The organism is Hahella sp. NS-SX17, from assembly GCF_057367735.1.
Genome location: NZ_CM170632.1, coordinates 1,424,243 through 1,437,453, shown reverse-complemented (window position 1 = coordinate 1,437,453; position 13,211 = coordinate 1,424,243). Strand labels below are relative to the sequence as shown.

Below are 13,211 nucleotides of genomic sequence, written 5' to 3'. Positions count from 1 at the left end.
CCCCGCCGGGTTTATGAGAAGCAGGATGAGAATTACATCCGCTCCAGGGTTTCGATGCCCAGCAAATCCAAGCCTTGTTTGAGGGTCTTGGCGATGAGCAATGACAGCATCAGACGCGAGCTACGTACCGGTTCTTCCGCTTTCAGAACCGGACAGCCTTCGTAGAAGCTGGCGAACTCTTTAGACAAATCATAGAGATAACCACACAGAATGTGGGGACAGCCTTCTGACGCCACAGAATGCAGAATTTCATTGAACTGCAGCAATCTGACCGCCAACGCGCGTTCGATGGGCTCCACCAGTTGCAGATCGCCCTCAAAGGTCAGATTACCAACTTCGCCTCTCTTGAAGACATTCACTACCCGGCTGTATGCGTACTGCACGTATGGCGCGGTGTTGCCTTCCAGGCTAAGCATAGCGTCGAAGCTGAAAATGTAATCGCTGGAGCGGTTCTTGGACAGATCCGCATACTTCACCGCCGCCATGCCGACGACGTGAGCGATGCGATTAAGCTCTTCTTCCGGCATTTCCGGATTCTTTTCTTTCACGACCGCATAAGCCCGGCCTTGCGCTTCGGTGAGCAGATCCGCCAATTTGACCGTGCCGCCATCCCGAGTCTTGAAAGGCTTGCCGTCCGTACCCAGAACCATGCCGAACGCCATATGCTCCAGGGACATATCCGGGCTGACGAAGCCTGCCTTGCGGCCAGCCGCATAGACCTGATTCAAGTGCAATGACTGCCGCGCATCGACGAAATAAAGCACCCGATTCGCCTTCAGAACCCGCTCTCTGTAGCGCAATGCCGCCAGGTCAGTGGTGGCGTACAGGTAACCGCCGTCAGACTTCTTCACGATCAGCGGCAACGTCTCATCGTCTTTGCCTTTGAACTCATCCATAAAGACGCACTCAGCGCCGTCGCTGTTAGTCAGCAGGCCTTTCTCGCGCAGATCATCGATAACATTCGGCAGGTCTTCGTTATAGGCGCTTTCAGGCATTACGTCCGCCCGCGTCAGGCTGACATTCAAGCGTTCATATACGTCTTCACAATGCTGCAGGGAAATATCAATGAACGTTTTCCACAGCGACACACACTCTTGATCGCCAGATTGCAGCTTCACGACGTACTGGCGCGCGCTATCCTTGAATTCAGGATCTTCATCAAAACACGTCTTGGCCTGACGGTAGAAGTTTTCCAGGTCAGCCAGCTCCATAGACAGAGTCTGCTGGTTCTCCGCCTTCAACTTGTTCATGTAGGCCAGCAACATGCCGAACTGGGTGCCCCAGTCCCCCACGTGGTTCTGACGAATCACCCGGTGGCCCAGGAACTCCAGGGTTCTGACGACAGCGTCGCCGATGATGGTGGAACGCAGATGGCCTACGTGCATTTCTTTCGCGAGATTAGGCGCGGAGTAATCCACCACGACGGTCTGTTTGGGGCTGTCCAGAGGAATGGTCAGGCGCGGATCGGCCAGCACCTGGCGCAGGCTCTGACTCATCCAGTCTTTACTCAGGAAAATATTGATAAAGCCTGGGCCGGCGATTTCAACTTTCTCGGCCATGTCGCCCAGATCCAGAACGTCCAGGACTTTGGTGGCCAATTCGCGCGGATTCATTTTCAGCGCTTTGGCGACGCCCATCACGCCATTGGCCTGATAGTCGCCGAATTGAGGCTTGCCGGACGGCTTCACGATCGCCGGAGAGCCTTCTGGAGCGCCCGCCGCATGCAGCGCCGCGCTGATTTTCTGTTCAAGCAATTGTTGCAGATTCATAGGAAGATCTTCGTTACTCACAGCAACGGGAGTCCGCCGCTGAAACTGATGGAAATGGCGGCCATGATACCGCAGTATCCGGTCAAGGAAAAATCCGCAGTTATCCGGGTAAGACAGAATGTCGTGAATTGAAGGGAACGCCCAGTGCGGCGGTGCGCCAGGCGTAATAAAGAAATTAAGACAATGGCTTATTCCGGTTCGTATATGCGAATGACGGTCGAGTAAGTAACGTCAGAGCCATAACGTGATTCAAACTCTTTATTAACTGCTTCCGCTAAACCTTCATAGCTGATATGGCCAAACAACGATTCAACTTTATACGGCGAACGAGATTCTACAGGAGTATTTTCCGCGCCTTCCAAGCCGCACTTCCAAGGGTTGCTCAAGTCCTCTTGCTTCAATTTATGCAGTATCTGGACGGCCGGACCATTTAGCAGAAAACCGTTTTTTTCGGATATATGAGTTATCGCCACTTTACCCTCTCCTACCGACGTTATCACATAGGGCGCATCTAGAGTGGGATAGAAGTGATAGCCGTTAGCGCCAGCATATAGTGCGCCATTTTCATCCATACAAAAATCAATATCTTTAACGTAGACAGACTCGCCAAGTTTCAATTCAGGAAACAGAGAAACCCTATCCAGATGTATAAAGCCATACTCAACATTATTTTCGACTTGAAACTGTGCGGATGCGGTAGTGGAAATTGCTAAAAGTAGCCCTGCTAGTGTTTTGGTCATACTGACTTTTCCTTTTTTAATACATACTCCTCACCTGTCCAGGTGAAGGCGAATCATACCTGTTATTAAATATTTTTCATACTAATCAATCACATGGAAAGTTCATTATGTGCACTAAAACGACGCAATAGGTCTGTCGCTTATCCAGCCCCCTTATATTAATCAGGCAGACAAATAGCTTCCTTCTACTTGTCTGCAACAACAGGACATCCATGCGCCTGAGCATTAACATGGCTATAGCATTGCCATATTAATGCTTCCATCTCGTTCTCCGAATGGCTTTATATACAAGCGCAATGAAGTTGGACTCAGCTCAGTATCCCGGTTTATGCAGATCAAATCAGCGAATCACCAGATAAAAGGCGCCGCCGCCTCGCTGCACCAGCAGGAGCAGCTTGCTCTCACCTGCATCCACCACTTTTTGCAGATCCCTTACGGCATTTACCCGGCGATTATTGGCGCCGATAATAACGTCGCCTGGGCGCAGTCCGCTGTAGGCGGCGTTTGAATTCGGCGCCAACCCGGTCACCACGACGCCAGAGCCGTCTGGGTTATCTTCAAACGATGCGCCTTCAAGCAGCTTGTGGATACGGGTGGCGCCTGCAATGCTGTTAGGCGGCTCCTGCAAAGTCACTTTCACGATTCTCTCATCGCCTTCACGCAAAATAGTCACGCGCAGTTTATCGCCAATTTTGCGTTGTCCGATCTGGCTGCGCAGATGGCCTGCGCTACGAGTGGCTTTATCGTCTACGGCGACAATAATATCTCCCGTCTTCAGGCCGCCCTTTTCCGCCTCCGAGCCCTTGGCGACGCTAGTGATCAAAACGCCGCGCTGACCATTGCGCAGCTTGAAAGCCTGGCGCAGATCCGGGGTGATGTCCTGAATCCCCACCCCCAGTTGCCCGCGTTTTACCTCACCGTGCTCAATGATCTGGTCAATGCTGGCTTTGGCCATATTGACAGGAATGGCGAACCCAATGCCGACATTGCCTCCAGACGGGGCCAGAATAGCGGTGTTGATGCCTATCAGCTCTCCGCGGAGATTGACCAGCGCGCCACCGGAGTTGCCGGGGTTGATGGAGGCGTCGGTCTGAATAAAGTCTTCATAGCCTTCGATGCCCAAGCCTGTGCGTCCCAGTGCGCTCACCACGCCCGTGGTGACGGTCTGCCCGAGTCCAAAAGGGTTGCCGATTGCGACCACAAAATCGCCGACTTCCAGTCCGTCTGAGTCCGCCATCTTCACTTCGCTGAGATCCTCCGCCTCAATTTTCAGCACAGCGATATCCGCGTCAGGATCGCCTCCCAGTACTTCCGCTTTCAAAGTACGACCATCCGTCAACGACACATGCACCTCATCCGCGCCTTTGATGACATGGTAATTGGTGACCACCGTACCCTTATCTTTATCAACGATGACCCCAGAGCCCGCGCTTTGCTGGCGACGTTGTTCACGAGGCCGCCGGTTGTCTGGAATATTAAAGAAGTGACGAAAGAAGGGGTCTTGCATCAAAGGACTGTAGCTTTCCTGCCTGGCGTAGGTCGCGATGTTGACGACAGCGGGGTTCACTTCCTTGAGCATGGGCGCCAAGGTAGGCAGTGGCTGGCCCTGGGAGTCGGCCAGCGGCAGTGCGGCGGCGCTGGAGGCCGCCCAGCCGACGCAAGCGGCCAGTACACATAATCTCAATCCAGTCAGGGTTTTACCCATCAACATGTATCATTCCTCCGCTGACGCAGACGGGCCGACGGCGAACGCACGCCACACGGCCTGACAGCGCGTTTGAAAATTTCCTTAGTTATAACGTCCTATGAGATGGGAGCGGTTTTGTCATAAATCCAGGTTAGATTTACAATCGCGGCTCTCTGTCACGTATGCTTCCATAACCTGCCCAACGCGGATATTACCAGAGTATGAATTTTTCTAAATCAGCGCCTAATGGACTGAATGCTATTACTTTTTGCTGCGCCTTGGCGCTGGGCGTCAACGCCCTTCCCGCCCATGCTCAGTTGCAAACCAATGATCAGGATGAAACCGAAACCTGCGTGTTCAAAGCGCTGACTCAGGGGCCTGGCGATATGACCATCGACGAGCTGAAAAACCGTTGCGGCCTAGAAATCCCGAAGATTCCTGAAAACGCCAGTCCGGCAGTGAAAAACGGTGACAGCGTTATCGTCAAACGCATCATTCGTGAGCAGCTGTCCGGCGACAGCCGCAGCGTAATCACGCCACACCTGCGCAACTACCTGATGCCAGTGTCTTACCTGAAAAACCCCAACAGCGAACCGTTACGCGAGGCCTACGACCTTGGGGAGGAGGCGGAACTGGATAACCTGGAGGCCAAGTTTCAGATCAGCCTGAAAGTACCGCTGGCGCAGGAAACCTTCATCGACTCGGACGCCATATTTTTCGGCGTAACCCTCAAGTCCTTCTGGCAGGTGTATAACCACGATTACTCCGCGCCATTTAGGGAGACCAACTATGAACCGGAAGTGTTCTGGATTGCGCCGGTAGACTGGACCTTTTCCACCGCGGATTTCAGTCTGCTGGCGGTGGGCTTCAGCCATCAGTCCAACGGCCGTTCACAGCCGCTGTCGCGGAGCTGGAACCGTATCTACGCCAACTTCATCTGGGAGCATAGCCGCTTCGTTTTCAGTCTGAAGCCCTGGTGGAGGATTCCGGAAGATCAGAAAAAGGACAAGCTCGATCCCAAAGGCGACGACAATCCCGATATAGACGACTACATGGGACACTTCGAGTTCACCACCGCCTATCGTTGGGATAACTACGAAGCCAGTCTCATGCTGCGCAACAACCTGCGCGAGGATAACAAAGGCGCGGTGGAGTTGGGGTTCACCTTCCCATTATGGAAGCGGCTGCGCGGTTACGTGCAGTACTTCAATGGCTACGGCGAAAACCTGATGGACTATAACGCGTCAGTAGAACGTATTGGCATCGGCGTGTTGCTGACGGACTTGCTCTGATCAGGCGCTGCAGCCCGTCAATTGGCGAGCAGGCGGTCGAACATTTTTTCCAGTTCCGCCTGCCGGTCATAATGGGAGATCTGATATTGAGGCTCCAGGGCGCTCGACAGATCCTCGCCATAACGCGCCAGGCCGCGTAGAGACTCCAGAGCGTTCTGCGCCTCCGCAAGCGAGTCGTTATCCGGTAAACCCGCTTGCGTCAGCGCAGCGACGCTCTCTCCTGACGAAGGGACGAGCAAACGCCACTCGCCGCGGCTGTATGGCGCTATTGGTTCTCCTCGCCACAAACCCGGCGCGTCCAGACCAAACGCTCGCAAACGCAGCCAGCCCTGCTCCGGCGCAAATACGCGCAGCCCCCCCGGCGTTAAACGCCAGGGGCTTTGATTGTCCACTTGCACCAACAACTCGCCCTGTCCGACAACCTCGTCATAAAGACGCTTATCCACGCTGATGTGCGTACGCCCGTCCACTATCAGCCGCCGCACGGAACCGATATCGACGACCTTATGCAGGGACAGCAGGTTATACACTGGATAGGTGGCGGCGACGATACCGGTTTTGAGGCCACCCCAACGCGGGGCTTCCGCCGCCTTGCCCAGCAAACCAATCAGACCCAGCGTCACCGCAAATACGATAAAAAACTGGGTGGTGCGACGACCGTATAGGTTAGGAAAGGCTACGCCAGCGGCGCAAAATACAGCGAACGCCAGCCACCATAATATGGCTGTCGGCGTCACCCAGCCGAATGGCAGCGCCAGCACGCCAATCGCCGCGAGAATAGCGACGCCGGCGAAAACAAAACGCCGGGAGCGAAGGTGAGAAGCGAGCGTTTTTTTAACGTCCGGGCGCACCACCCGCACCGCCCGGTTCATCGCTTTGGGTTCGGCGGCGACGCCATTGCCGGTTTTAAAAGTCGCCGGCTGGGGTTGCGGTTTTGGTTTGGGGGAGGACTTTTTCAGCTGCAGGTTCCAGAACTTATGCTCCAGCCCCTGCCTGCACAGGCTATCGACGATGCCTTGATTAATAGCGTCCTGAATCCCGCTGTCTTTATCTGACCCGCTGGGCGCATCAAGCAACACCACGCCCAAACGCTCCTGCAGCTGTTCGCCCAACTTGCGCCAGACGGTTTCCACCTGCGCCATCGCCGTCTGCAACTCTTCCGAGTCCGCCGCCCGGTTGTTGCTCATCGCCCTGCCGACCAGTTCATTCTGCAAGCGCGTCCAAAACGCCCGCCAGGCCGATGGCGACAGAATGTCGTCCACCGTCCCCCGGGATTTTATAAATTCTTCGATCTGCGCTTTTTCCATTCCGTCGTAATCCGCCGTCACCTAGAGTTTATTCGGCAAAGGCTATCGTTGATATTAGTCGCGCCCACTTGGGGACGCATGAGTTCAAAGGGTTCCGCCAGACATTTCCCGGGAGGGAAGCTTTTTATCCACGCTATTGGCGGAATCCTCCGGGGCGGCGTCCGGAGTCATCCCCCCAGCCATCAGCACCCTGCGCAGGTTATTCAATGATTTCTCCGCCTGCGCCAGCGCCCCTTTCGCATATTTCTCCAGCCAATGGCGGAACAAACGCTCCTGCTCCGCTTTTCGCTTTGCGGAGAATGCGTCTTTTATAGACTTATCCCGGCTCAGCCGATCATAAAACTGCTGCATCGCCAACAAATTGTCGGCAATCTCTTTTTCCACCTGCTCATGGGTCTCCTCGATCTTGCCACGTAACTTACCCTTGGCGGCGGTGGCGTCATGCAAATCCAGCAGCGCCTCCGTTTGCGCAAGCTTGCCAAGCAGGTAACCGTCGTACTCCTGCAGACACTCCAGCCGTTCGCCCAGCTCTTCCACGCCGGACTCAGTGAACGCCAGCAGGTATTCCTCACACCCGAAAGCCTCCACCGATTTGACGCCAAACCGCTCCGTTTGCTGTAACAAGTAGTCATATTGCGCCTGCAGGCGCAGCGCCTCATTGGTCTCATCCCGCCACACGCGCCGATACAAACTCTGCTCCCACTCCAGCTTCTGGGCGCGCGCCTGTTTATCCAGCTCAGCCACCCTTCGGCTGCGGGCGACGTCTTCGCGCGCCATGTCGGAACGCACGCGCAATGCCTGCTGCGTCAGGGCGTCCCGACGCTCGGGCTCAAGCATGGGGTCCAGCATGCCGGCGTCAAACTTGGCGAGAATTGCTTTTAGTTTGTCCCGATAAACCATGGGCGTATGCGCGCTTTTATAGGCGCTCAGCTTTTCACGAATGGGAGTTAACGACAGGTGATGCGCTCTGGCGATGACATCGAGCTGGCTGAACACACGTACTTCCAGATTACGGATTTCTTCGAACGGATAGAATTCGGCGGCCCAGCGGCGCAAACCTGACAAGTCCCAATTCACCTTGGCGATACGCACCCGGGTCGGGGTAAAGCCCTTGCGCACGACGCCCTTGGCCTGATCTTCGGTCAACCACAGTCGGCCTTCTTCTCCCGGCAGCCAAAACAGATTGCTCCAGTCGAGCTGACGCGGCAGCGAAAGCGACCACTCCCCACCTCCCGCTTTCGCCATACCTGGGTCCACATCCAGACAAACCGGTTTTTTGAATGCGTTATTTGGACCACAAAGGTACATGCTGATGTCATAAGGCAAGATGGTGTCGGCGACCTCAGGCGGAATACTGTCGCCTTGCACGCCGGCGCCCAGCTCGGCGTCCACCAGACCGGCCTGCATCCTCCATTTAATCGAGCCGCTCACAGCGGGGCCGCTCAGCAATGGATACAGCTCCCAACGCAGGGAGTACGATATCGGACGCAGACCGCCCTGATCTTGATGCTCCCCGGAGATCTCGCCTTTATGGCCGAAGGGGGAAACGGAAGGCGCGGCCGCCAGAGGCGCGGTGAATATAAGTAGGATAAGCGCTGACCACCAATGATTATTCAAAGCGCCAACCATGATGAACTCTCATTGCCATTCCTGTTGATGACCTGATTTACACTTTACTTCCATTTGCTCGGTCTTCCCCTGACCGTCAAGCGAACAGCGATCTCTTAACGGTGGGCTCCAGCCGGTGTGTGATTGTGCATATCCCTAAAAAAATAGTAATCCCGCCTTGCACTTAGGCCGAATGCCCGAGCTGGAGTCAACTACTCCCTCCCTCAGTTTATACATCCACTTAATGACTATATTGCCAAAATGCGGAATTGAACAGATAATGCCCTCCGATTTACGGCGACCAAACGGTTTCCACGCCGATTTCCCGGTCGTCGCCCAAGCAGATTCATATATCAAACCATCCAGAGTTAGCGCTGGTTGTTGTGCACGGAGTGTGTGGCAATGAGTGTGGACAACCCCTGTTTGTCCTGTGGCGCCTGTTGCGCCAGTTTTCGCGTGTCTTTTTATTGGGCGGAGGCGGACGCCGAGTCCGGCGGCGCTGTGCCGCTGGAGTTTACGGAGAAGCTGAACCCTTGGCGTAGCGTCATGGCTGGCACCAATCAGCCGCAGCCACGCTGTCGCGCGTTATGCGGCGATATCGGCGGTTATACGACCTGCTCCATTTACGAACAGAGGCCCACTCCCTGCAGAGAGTTCGAAGCCGGTTCAGAGGGCTGCCTGAAAGCCAGGGCGAAGCACGGCTTGCCTTTGGACTTTCCCGACTGGCGGGCCGCCTGACACAGGCGCCCGCTCTTCGTTTGAGAACAAGGGCTTAACGCAACCGACTGGCGCAATCCAGGCACTCCGGCACCTGCACGCGCTTGGTGAATGCCGGCGCCGCGCCGCTGTGGAAGGCGTCGCTTTCACTCAGCCTCTTGTAGACAGCCACATCGTAGGTCAATGGATATTGCCGCTCGGAAGATGCATAGCCCGCGCAATCGCCGTCGCTGCGCAATACACAGAACTCAAACCGGTAGGCTCGCGGCCGCACCAGCTCTACCGTTTCTTTCGCTAAACAAACCCGGTCACTGTCGCTCAAACCGCCTGTCACTGCATATTTACTGCAGATTTCAGTGGTCCCGCCATACAGGTATTCCAAGCCATCCGCGCCAATAAAACGGCTGACTTCATTCACTTTGGCGAAGATCAACTTTGAGCCCACGCCATTTGAAGACTTGGCGTGGAAGGTCACCACCGGCATATCCGGTGAATAGAAACGATTCCGATAGATATCGCCCCAGTCCGACTGGGGACCCAATTGCGCAGAAGCCAGCGCAGGAAACAGCGCCAGCATTAAGGACAGCAGTATCTTCATACAGGTTCTCCCCGGGGATTACGATGATCAACTGAGGAAACCGGCTCGGACGCAAGGCCCAGAGCCTTAACCACGTCTGCCGTGGTTAGACTCCGGTGAAAGAAGAAAGTTTCTTGAAAGCAAACAGTTTGTTGCGTTGACGTCCTGTCAGGGAATTTTGACGCCGCAGCCTTTCAGAATAATGCGAATCAGGTTATCCGCCGCAAAATCGAAATCCTTGGAGGTCAGTTTTTTACGCCCCAGCACCGCTTCAATCTGAGTGCTGAAGTCCGCGTAATGCTGAGTCGCGCTCCAAATCAGGAAAATCAGGTGTTCCGGGGAGATCGGATCAATTTTACCTTGATCGATCCAGGACTGAATCACCGCTGATTTTTCTCTGACCCATTGGCGGTTATTGGATTTCAGGTATTTACCCAGTGTGGGCGCCCCGCTGATGATCTCCGTTGCGAAGATCTTGGAAGCCAATGGATGGGTTTTCGCCAACATCACCTTGGAGCGGATATAACGTCCCAGGGCGTCCGCCGGGCTGTCTTCAGGACGGATAGCGTCAAAGGCGGAGTTCCAGAGTTCGACGATGTCGCTCAGCACCGCCAGATAAAGGTCGTGTTTGCTTTTGAAGTAATAATGAACGTTGGCTTTAGGCAGCCCCGCCGTGTCTGCGATCTGCTGAACTGTCGCGCCCTTGAAACCGTGGCGGGCGAATTCAATTTCCGCCGCCCGCAGGATAAGCATTTCATTCTTTTGCCTGATACGGCCCGGATTCTCCACACGGTTTGTTTTCAATACCATAGTCGCCCTAACCATCCCCTGCTGCTTAATGGGTGAACAGTTCGCGGGCCGCCGCGACAACGGCGACGACGCCCACGGTTAACTCACTGAATTAACGTATTGTTCATGTTATGGCGTCAACTGCAAGCAGCTTGGCGCAAACGCAGCGCCGCGGCAGTATGTTCCGCGCGCAATCGAGCCATATCCACATCCATAAGAACACTGTTTTTGACGCGCCAACGGCCGGCCACCATCACCGCATCCGCCTGATGGGCGCCGCACAGCACCAGCGCCGCCAGCGGATCGCCGGAGCCGGAGAAGCGATTCTCATCCAGCTTGAACAACGCCAGATCCGCCTGCTTCCCTGCCGCAAGCACGCCCAGCTCCGGGCGCTTGAGCAGCTTCGCCGAGCCTTTGGTGGCCAGGTCCAGCGCCCATTGATGGGTAATCTCACCCGGCGCATAACGCAAACGCTGTATCAGCAACGCCTGTCGCACTTCCTGAATCATGTTGGAGCAATCATTGGAGGCGGAGCCGTCCACCGCCAGTCCGACGGGAGCGCCCCGCTTCTGCAGATCCAGCGTCTGACACACGCCGGAGCCCAACAGCATATTGGAGCTGGGGCAGTGCGCTACGCCGACGCCGCGCCGTCCCAGCTCGTCCATCTCGTCATCGGTGAAGTGAATACCGTGGGCCAGCCAGACGCCTTCGTGCATCCATCCCACTTCCGCCAGGTATTCCACCGGCCGCACGCCGTAGACCCGCAGGCAGAAGTCGTTTTCGTCCTCGGTTTCCGCCAGGTGGGTGTGCAGCAAAACACCTTCCCGGGAAGCCAGATGATTGGTTTCCTGCATCAGTTCACGGGTAACGGAGAATGGCGAGCAAGGCGCCAGCGCGATCTGCAGCATAGAGCCGTCGTTGGCGTCATGATAAGCGCGGATAAGTCTCAGACTGTCATCCAGGATCGACTGCTCGTTCTGTACAACCGACTGCGGCGGCAGACCGCCGTCTTTTTCCCCCAGGCTCATGGAGCCCCGCGTCAATAAAGCGCGAATGCCCATCTTGCGCACCGCTTCCGCCTGGATGTCGATGGCGTTGTCGATCTGCATAGGAAACAGATAATGATGATCCGCCGCCGTGGTGCAACCTGACAACAGGAGTTCCGCTGACGCCATTTCCGTGGCCAAACGCACCATGTCCGCATCCAGATGCGCCCACACTTTGTACAGGCTCTGCAGCCAGGGGAACAAGGGCTTGTTCAAGGCGTCGGGCAACGCCCGCGTCAAGGTCTGATAGAAATGATGATGGGTGTTGATCAAGCCCGGCAGCAATACATGCTGCGAGGCGTCGAAGGTCTCGTCATAGGCCGTTGCAGGGGCGCCGCCCCTCGCCACCAGTTCAACGATTTCCGAGCCGCGCGTCACGACGCCGCCGCCGGCGTCGCAGTCTGTTTCCTGACCGTATATCGCCAGCGGATTCTTTATCCAGAGAGTCGTCATCTGATCACCCGTATTTTGATCGCCCAGATTACCTGGCGCCGGATAAACCGGCGCCGGGGCCATCATAAGTTAAAGCAGGACGGGCGCCTACTTGGGAAGCTCTCCTTCCACCCCTTCCACATACCAGTTCAGGGAGAGCATGTCTTCATCGCTCATCACTTGGCCAGCAGGCACTTTGATCGCGCCAGTCTGATCTTTGACCGGCCCCTGGAAGGGATGCAGCTTACCGTCAATGATCGCCTGCTTGCGTTCTTCCACCAGTTTGACGACGTCTTCCGGGATCGCCGAATTGAGGGGAGCCAAGGCTGTGGCGCCGGTCGCCAGGCCACCCCAGAAATCCGTAGAAGTCCAGTTGCCGTCTATCACAGACTTCACTTTATCCAGATAGACCGGTCCCCAGTTGTGGGTGGCTGCGGTCAGATGCGCGTCTTTGCCGTACAGAGACATGTCGGAGTGATAGCCGAACGCATACACGCCTTTGGCTTGCGCCGCCTGGATAGGCCCAGGGGAATCCGTGTGTTGGTTAATAATGTCGGCGCCTTGCAGAATAAGAGTTTCCGCCGCTTCCCGCTCTTTCGCCGGATCATACCAGGAGCTGACCCACACAACTTTCACCACCGCCTCGGGATTGACGCTGCGCAGGCCCTGTGTGAAGGCGTCAATGCCGCGCACCACTTCAGGAATCGGGAAGGAGCCGACATACCCGATAACGTTGGACTTGGTCATCTTGCCAGCGATGACGCCGGTCAGGTAACGGCCTTCATAGATACGATCGAAGTAAGTGCCCACATTCTTGGCGCGCTTATAGCCGCTGGCGTGCTCGAATTTCACTTTGGGAAACTGCTTGGCCACCTTTAGGGTAGGGTTCATATAACCGAAAGAGGTAGTGAAAATCAGATCGTTGCCGGATTTGGCCAACTGACGGATTACACGCTCCGCATCCGCGCCTTCCGCTACGCTCTCAACATAGGTGGTTTTCACTTTATCGCCGAGCTGCTCTTCGACATACTTGCGCGCCTTGTCGTGAGAGTATGTCCAGCCCGCGTCGCCGGTGGGTCCGACATAGACAAAACCGACTTTCACCGGTTCCGCCGCTGTCACGGACTGCGCCGACATAAACAGCGCCAGAGCGACGCCCGCGGCCTTGGCGAAGCGCTGCGCCAACGATTTCTTTTCTTGCTTCATACAATGTAACCCCTTCAGCAGGATAGTTTTTGAGTTATCCG

General features: G+C 55.7%; 11 protein-coding genes. 2 read left to right on the top strand and 9 right to left on the bottom strand.

The features are described 5' to 3' along the window. Positions 1–32 precede the first annotated feature (32 nt). From argS to AC2IBB_RS06470, 3 genes are all read right to left on the bottom strand, one after another. On the bottom strand, positions 33–1,769 hold the full coding sequence (gene argS, locus AC2IBB_RS06480) for an arginine--tRNA ligase (protein WP_486332082.1): 1,737 nt from the start codon (positions 1,767–1,769) through the stop codon (positions 33–35). Positions 1,770–1,957: 188 nt separating this feature from the next. After that, a complete protein-coding gene (locus AC2IBB_RS06475) occupies positions 1,958–2,509 on the bottom strand; it encodes a hypothetical protein (protein WP_011395068.1) in 552 nt (183 codons plus the stop codon). 340 nt (positions 2,510–2,849) lie between these two features. Next, complete coding sequence (locus tag AC2IBB_RS06470; RefSeq protein ID WP_486332081.1) at positions 2,850–4,220, bottom strand: DegQ family serine endoprotease; 1,371 nt, start codon at positions 4,218–4,220, stop codon at positions 2,850–2,852. 197 nt (positions 4,221–4,417) lie between these two features. Between AC2IBB_RS06470 and AC2IBB_RS06465 the strand changes: the two genes are divergently transcribed. Further along, entirely contained in the window at positions 4,418–5,488 is a 1,071-nt protein-coding gene (locus AC2IBB_RS06465; RefSeq protein ID WP_486332080.1) for a phospholipase A, read from the top strand. Between the two features lie 17 nt (positions 5,489–5,505). On the opposite strand, the gene AC2IBB_RS06460 is transcribed toward AC2IBB_RS06465, so the two are convergent. Both AC2IBB_RS06460 and AC2IBB_RS06455 read right to left on the bottom strand, forming a co-directional pair. After that, complete coding sequence (locus tag AC2IBB_RS06460) at positions 5,506–6,795, bottom strand: hypothetical protein (RefSeq protein WP_486332079.1); 1,290 nt, start codon at positions 6,793–6,795, stop codon at positions 5,506–5,508. Positions 6,796–6,879: 84 nt separating this feature from the next. Continuing rightward, complete coding sequence (locus AC2IBB_RS06455; protein WP_486332078.1) at positions 6,880–8,424, bottom strand: hypothetical protein; 1,545 nt, start codon at positions 8,422–8,424, stop codon at positions 6,880–6,882. 381 nt (positions 8,425–8,805) lie between these two features. Here AC2IBB_RS06455 and AC2IBB_RS06450 point away from each other — a divergent pair, with 381 nt between their 5' ends. Further along, a complete protein-coding gene (locus AC2IBB_RS06450) occupies positions 8,806–9,141 on the top strand; it encodes a YkgJ family cysteine cluster protein (RefSeq protein WP_486332077.1) in 336 nt (111 codons plus the stop codon). Positions 9,142–9,175: 34 nt separating this feature from the next. Here AC2IBB_RS06450 and AC2IBB_RS06445 read toward each other — a convergent pair whose 3' ends face one another. From AC2IBB_RS06445 to AC2IBB_RS06430, 4 genes are all read right to left on the bottom strand, one after another. Beyond that, complete coding sequence (locus AC2IBB_RS06445; RefSeq protein WP_486332076.1) at positions 9,176–9,718, bottom strand: hypothetical protein; 543 nt, start codon at positions 9,716–9,718, stop codon at positions 9,176–9,178. 147 nt (positions 9,719–9,865) lie between these two features. Continuing rightward, positions 9,866–10,507, bottom strand: a complete 642-nt coding sequence (locus AC2IBB_RS06440; RefSeq protein ID WP_486332075.1) for a TetR family transcriptional regulator C-terminal domain-containing protein — start codon at positions 10,505–10,507, stop codon at positions 9,866–9,868. A 116-nt stretch (positions 10,508–10,623) separates the two neighbouring features. After that, complete coding sequence (locus AC2IBB_RS06435) at positions 10,624–11,985, bottom strand: 8-oxoguanine deaminase (RefSeq protein WP_486332074.1); 1,362 nt, start codon at positions 11,983–11,985, stop codon at positions 10,624–10,626. Positions 11,986–12,072: 87 nt separating this feature from the next. Continuing rightward, entirely contained in the window at positions 12,073–13,170 is a 1,098-nt protein-coding gene (locus AC2IBB_RS06430) for a BMP family ABC transporter substrate-binding protein (protein WP_486332073.1), read from the bottom strand. Positions 13,171–13,211 lie beyond the last annotated feature (41 nt).

Coding starts and splice junctions, on each gene's coding strand:
- AC2IBB_RS06455 (WP_486332078.1), bottom strand. CDS start 8,424: ATGGTTGGCGCTTTGAATAATCATTGGTGGTCAGCGCTTATCCTACTT.
- AC2IBB_RS06475 (WP_011395068.1), bottom strand. CDS start 2,509: ATGACCAAAACACTAGCAGGGCTACTTTTAGCAATTTCCACTACCGCA.
- AC2IBB_RS06450 (WP_486332077.1), top strand. CDS start 8,806: ATGAGTGTGGACAACCCCTGTTTGTCCTGTGGCGCCTGTTGCGCCAGT.
- AC2IBB_RS06470 (WP_486332081.1), bottom strand. CDS start 4,220: ATGTTGATGGGTAAAACCCTGACTGGATTGAGATTATGTGTACTGGCC.
- AC2IBB_RS06460 (WP_486332079.1), bottom strand. CDS start 6,795: ATGGAAAAAGCGCAGATCGAAGAATTTATAAAATCCCGGGGGACGGTG.
- AC2IBB_RS06445 (WP_486332076.1), bottom strand. CDS start 9,718: ATGAAGATACTGCTGTCCTTAATGCTGGCGCTGTTTCCTGCGCTGGCT.
- AC2IBB_RS06440 (WP_486332075.1), bottom strand. CDS start 10,507: ATGGTATTGAAAACAAACCGTGTGGAGAATCCGGGCCGTATCAGGCAA.
- argS (WP_486332082.1), bottom strand. CDS start 1,769: ATGAATCTGCAACAATTGCTTGAACAGAAAATCAGCGCGGCGCTGCAT.
- AC2IBB_RS06430 (WP_486332073.1), bottom strand. CDS start 13,170: ATGAAGCAAGAAAAGAAATCGTTGGCGCAGCGCTTCGCCAAGGCCGCG.
- AC2IBB_RS06435 (WP_486332074.1), bottom strand. CDS start 11,985: ATGACGACTCTCTGGATAAAGAATCCGCTGGCGATATACGGTCAGGAA.
- AC2IBB_RS06465 (WP_486332080.1), top strand. CDS start 4,418: ATGAATTTTTCTAAATCAGCGCCTAATGGACTGAATGCTATTACTTTT.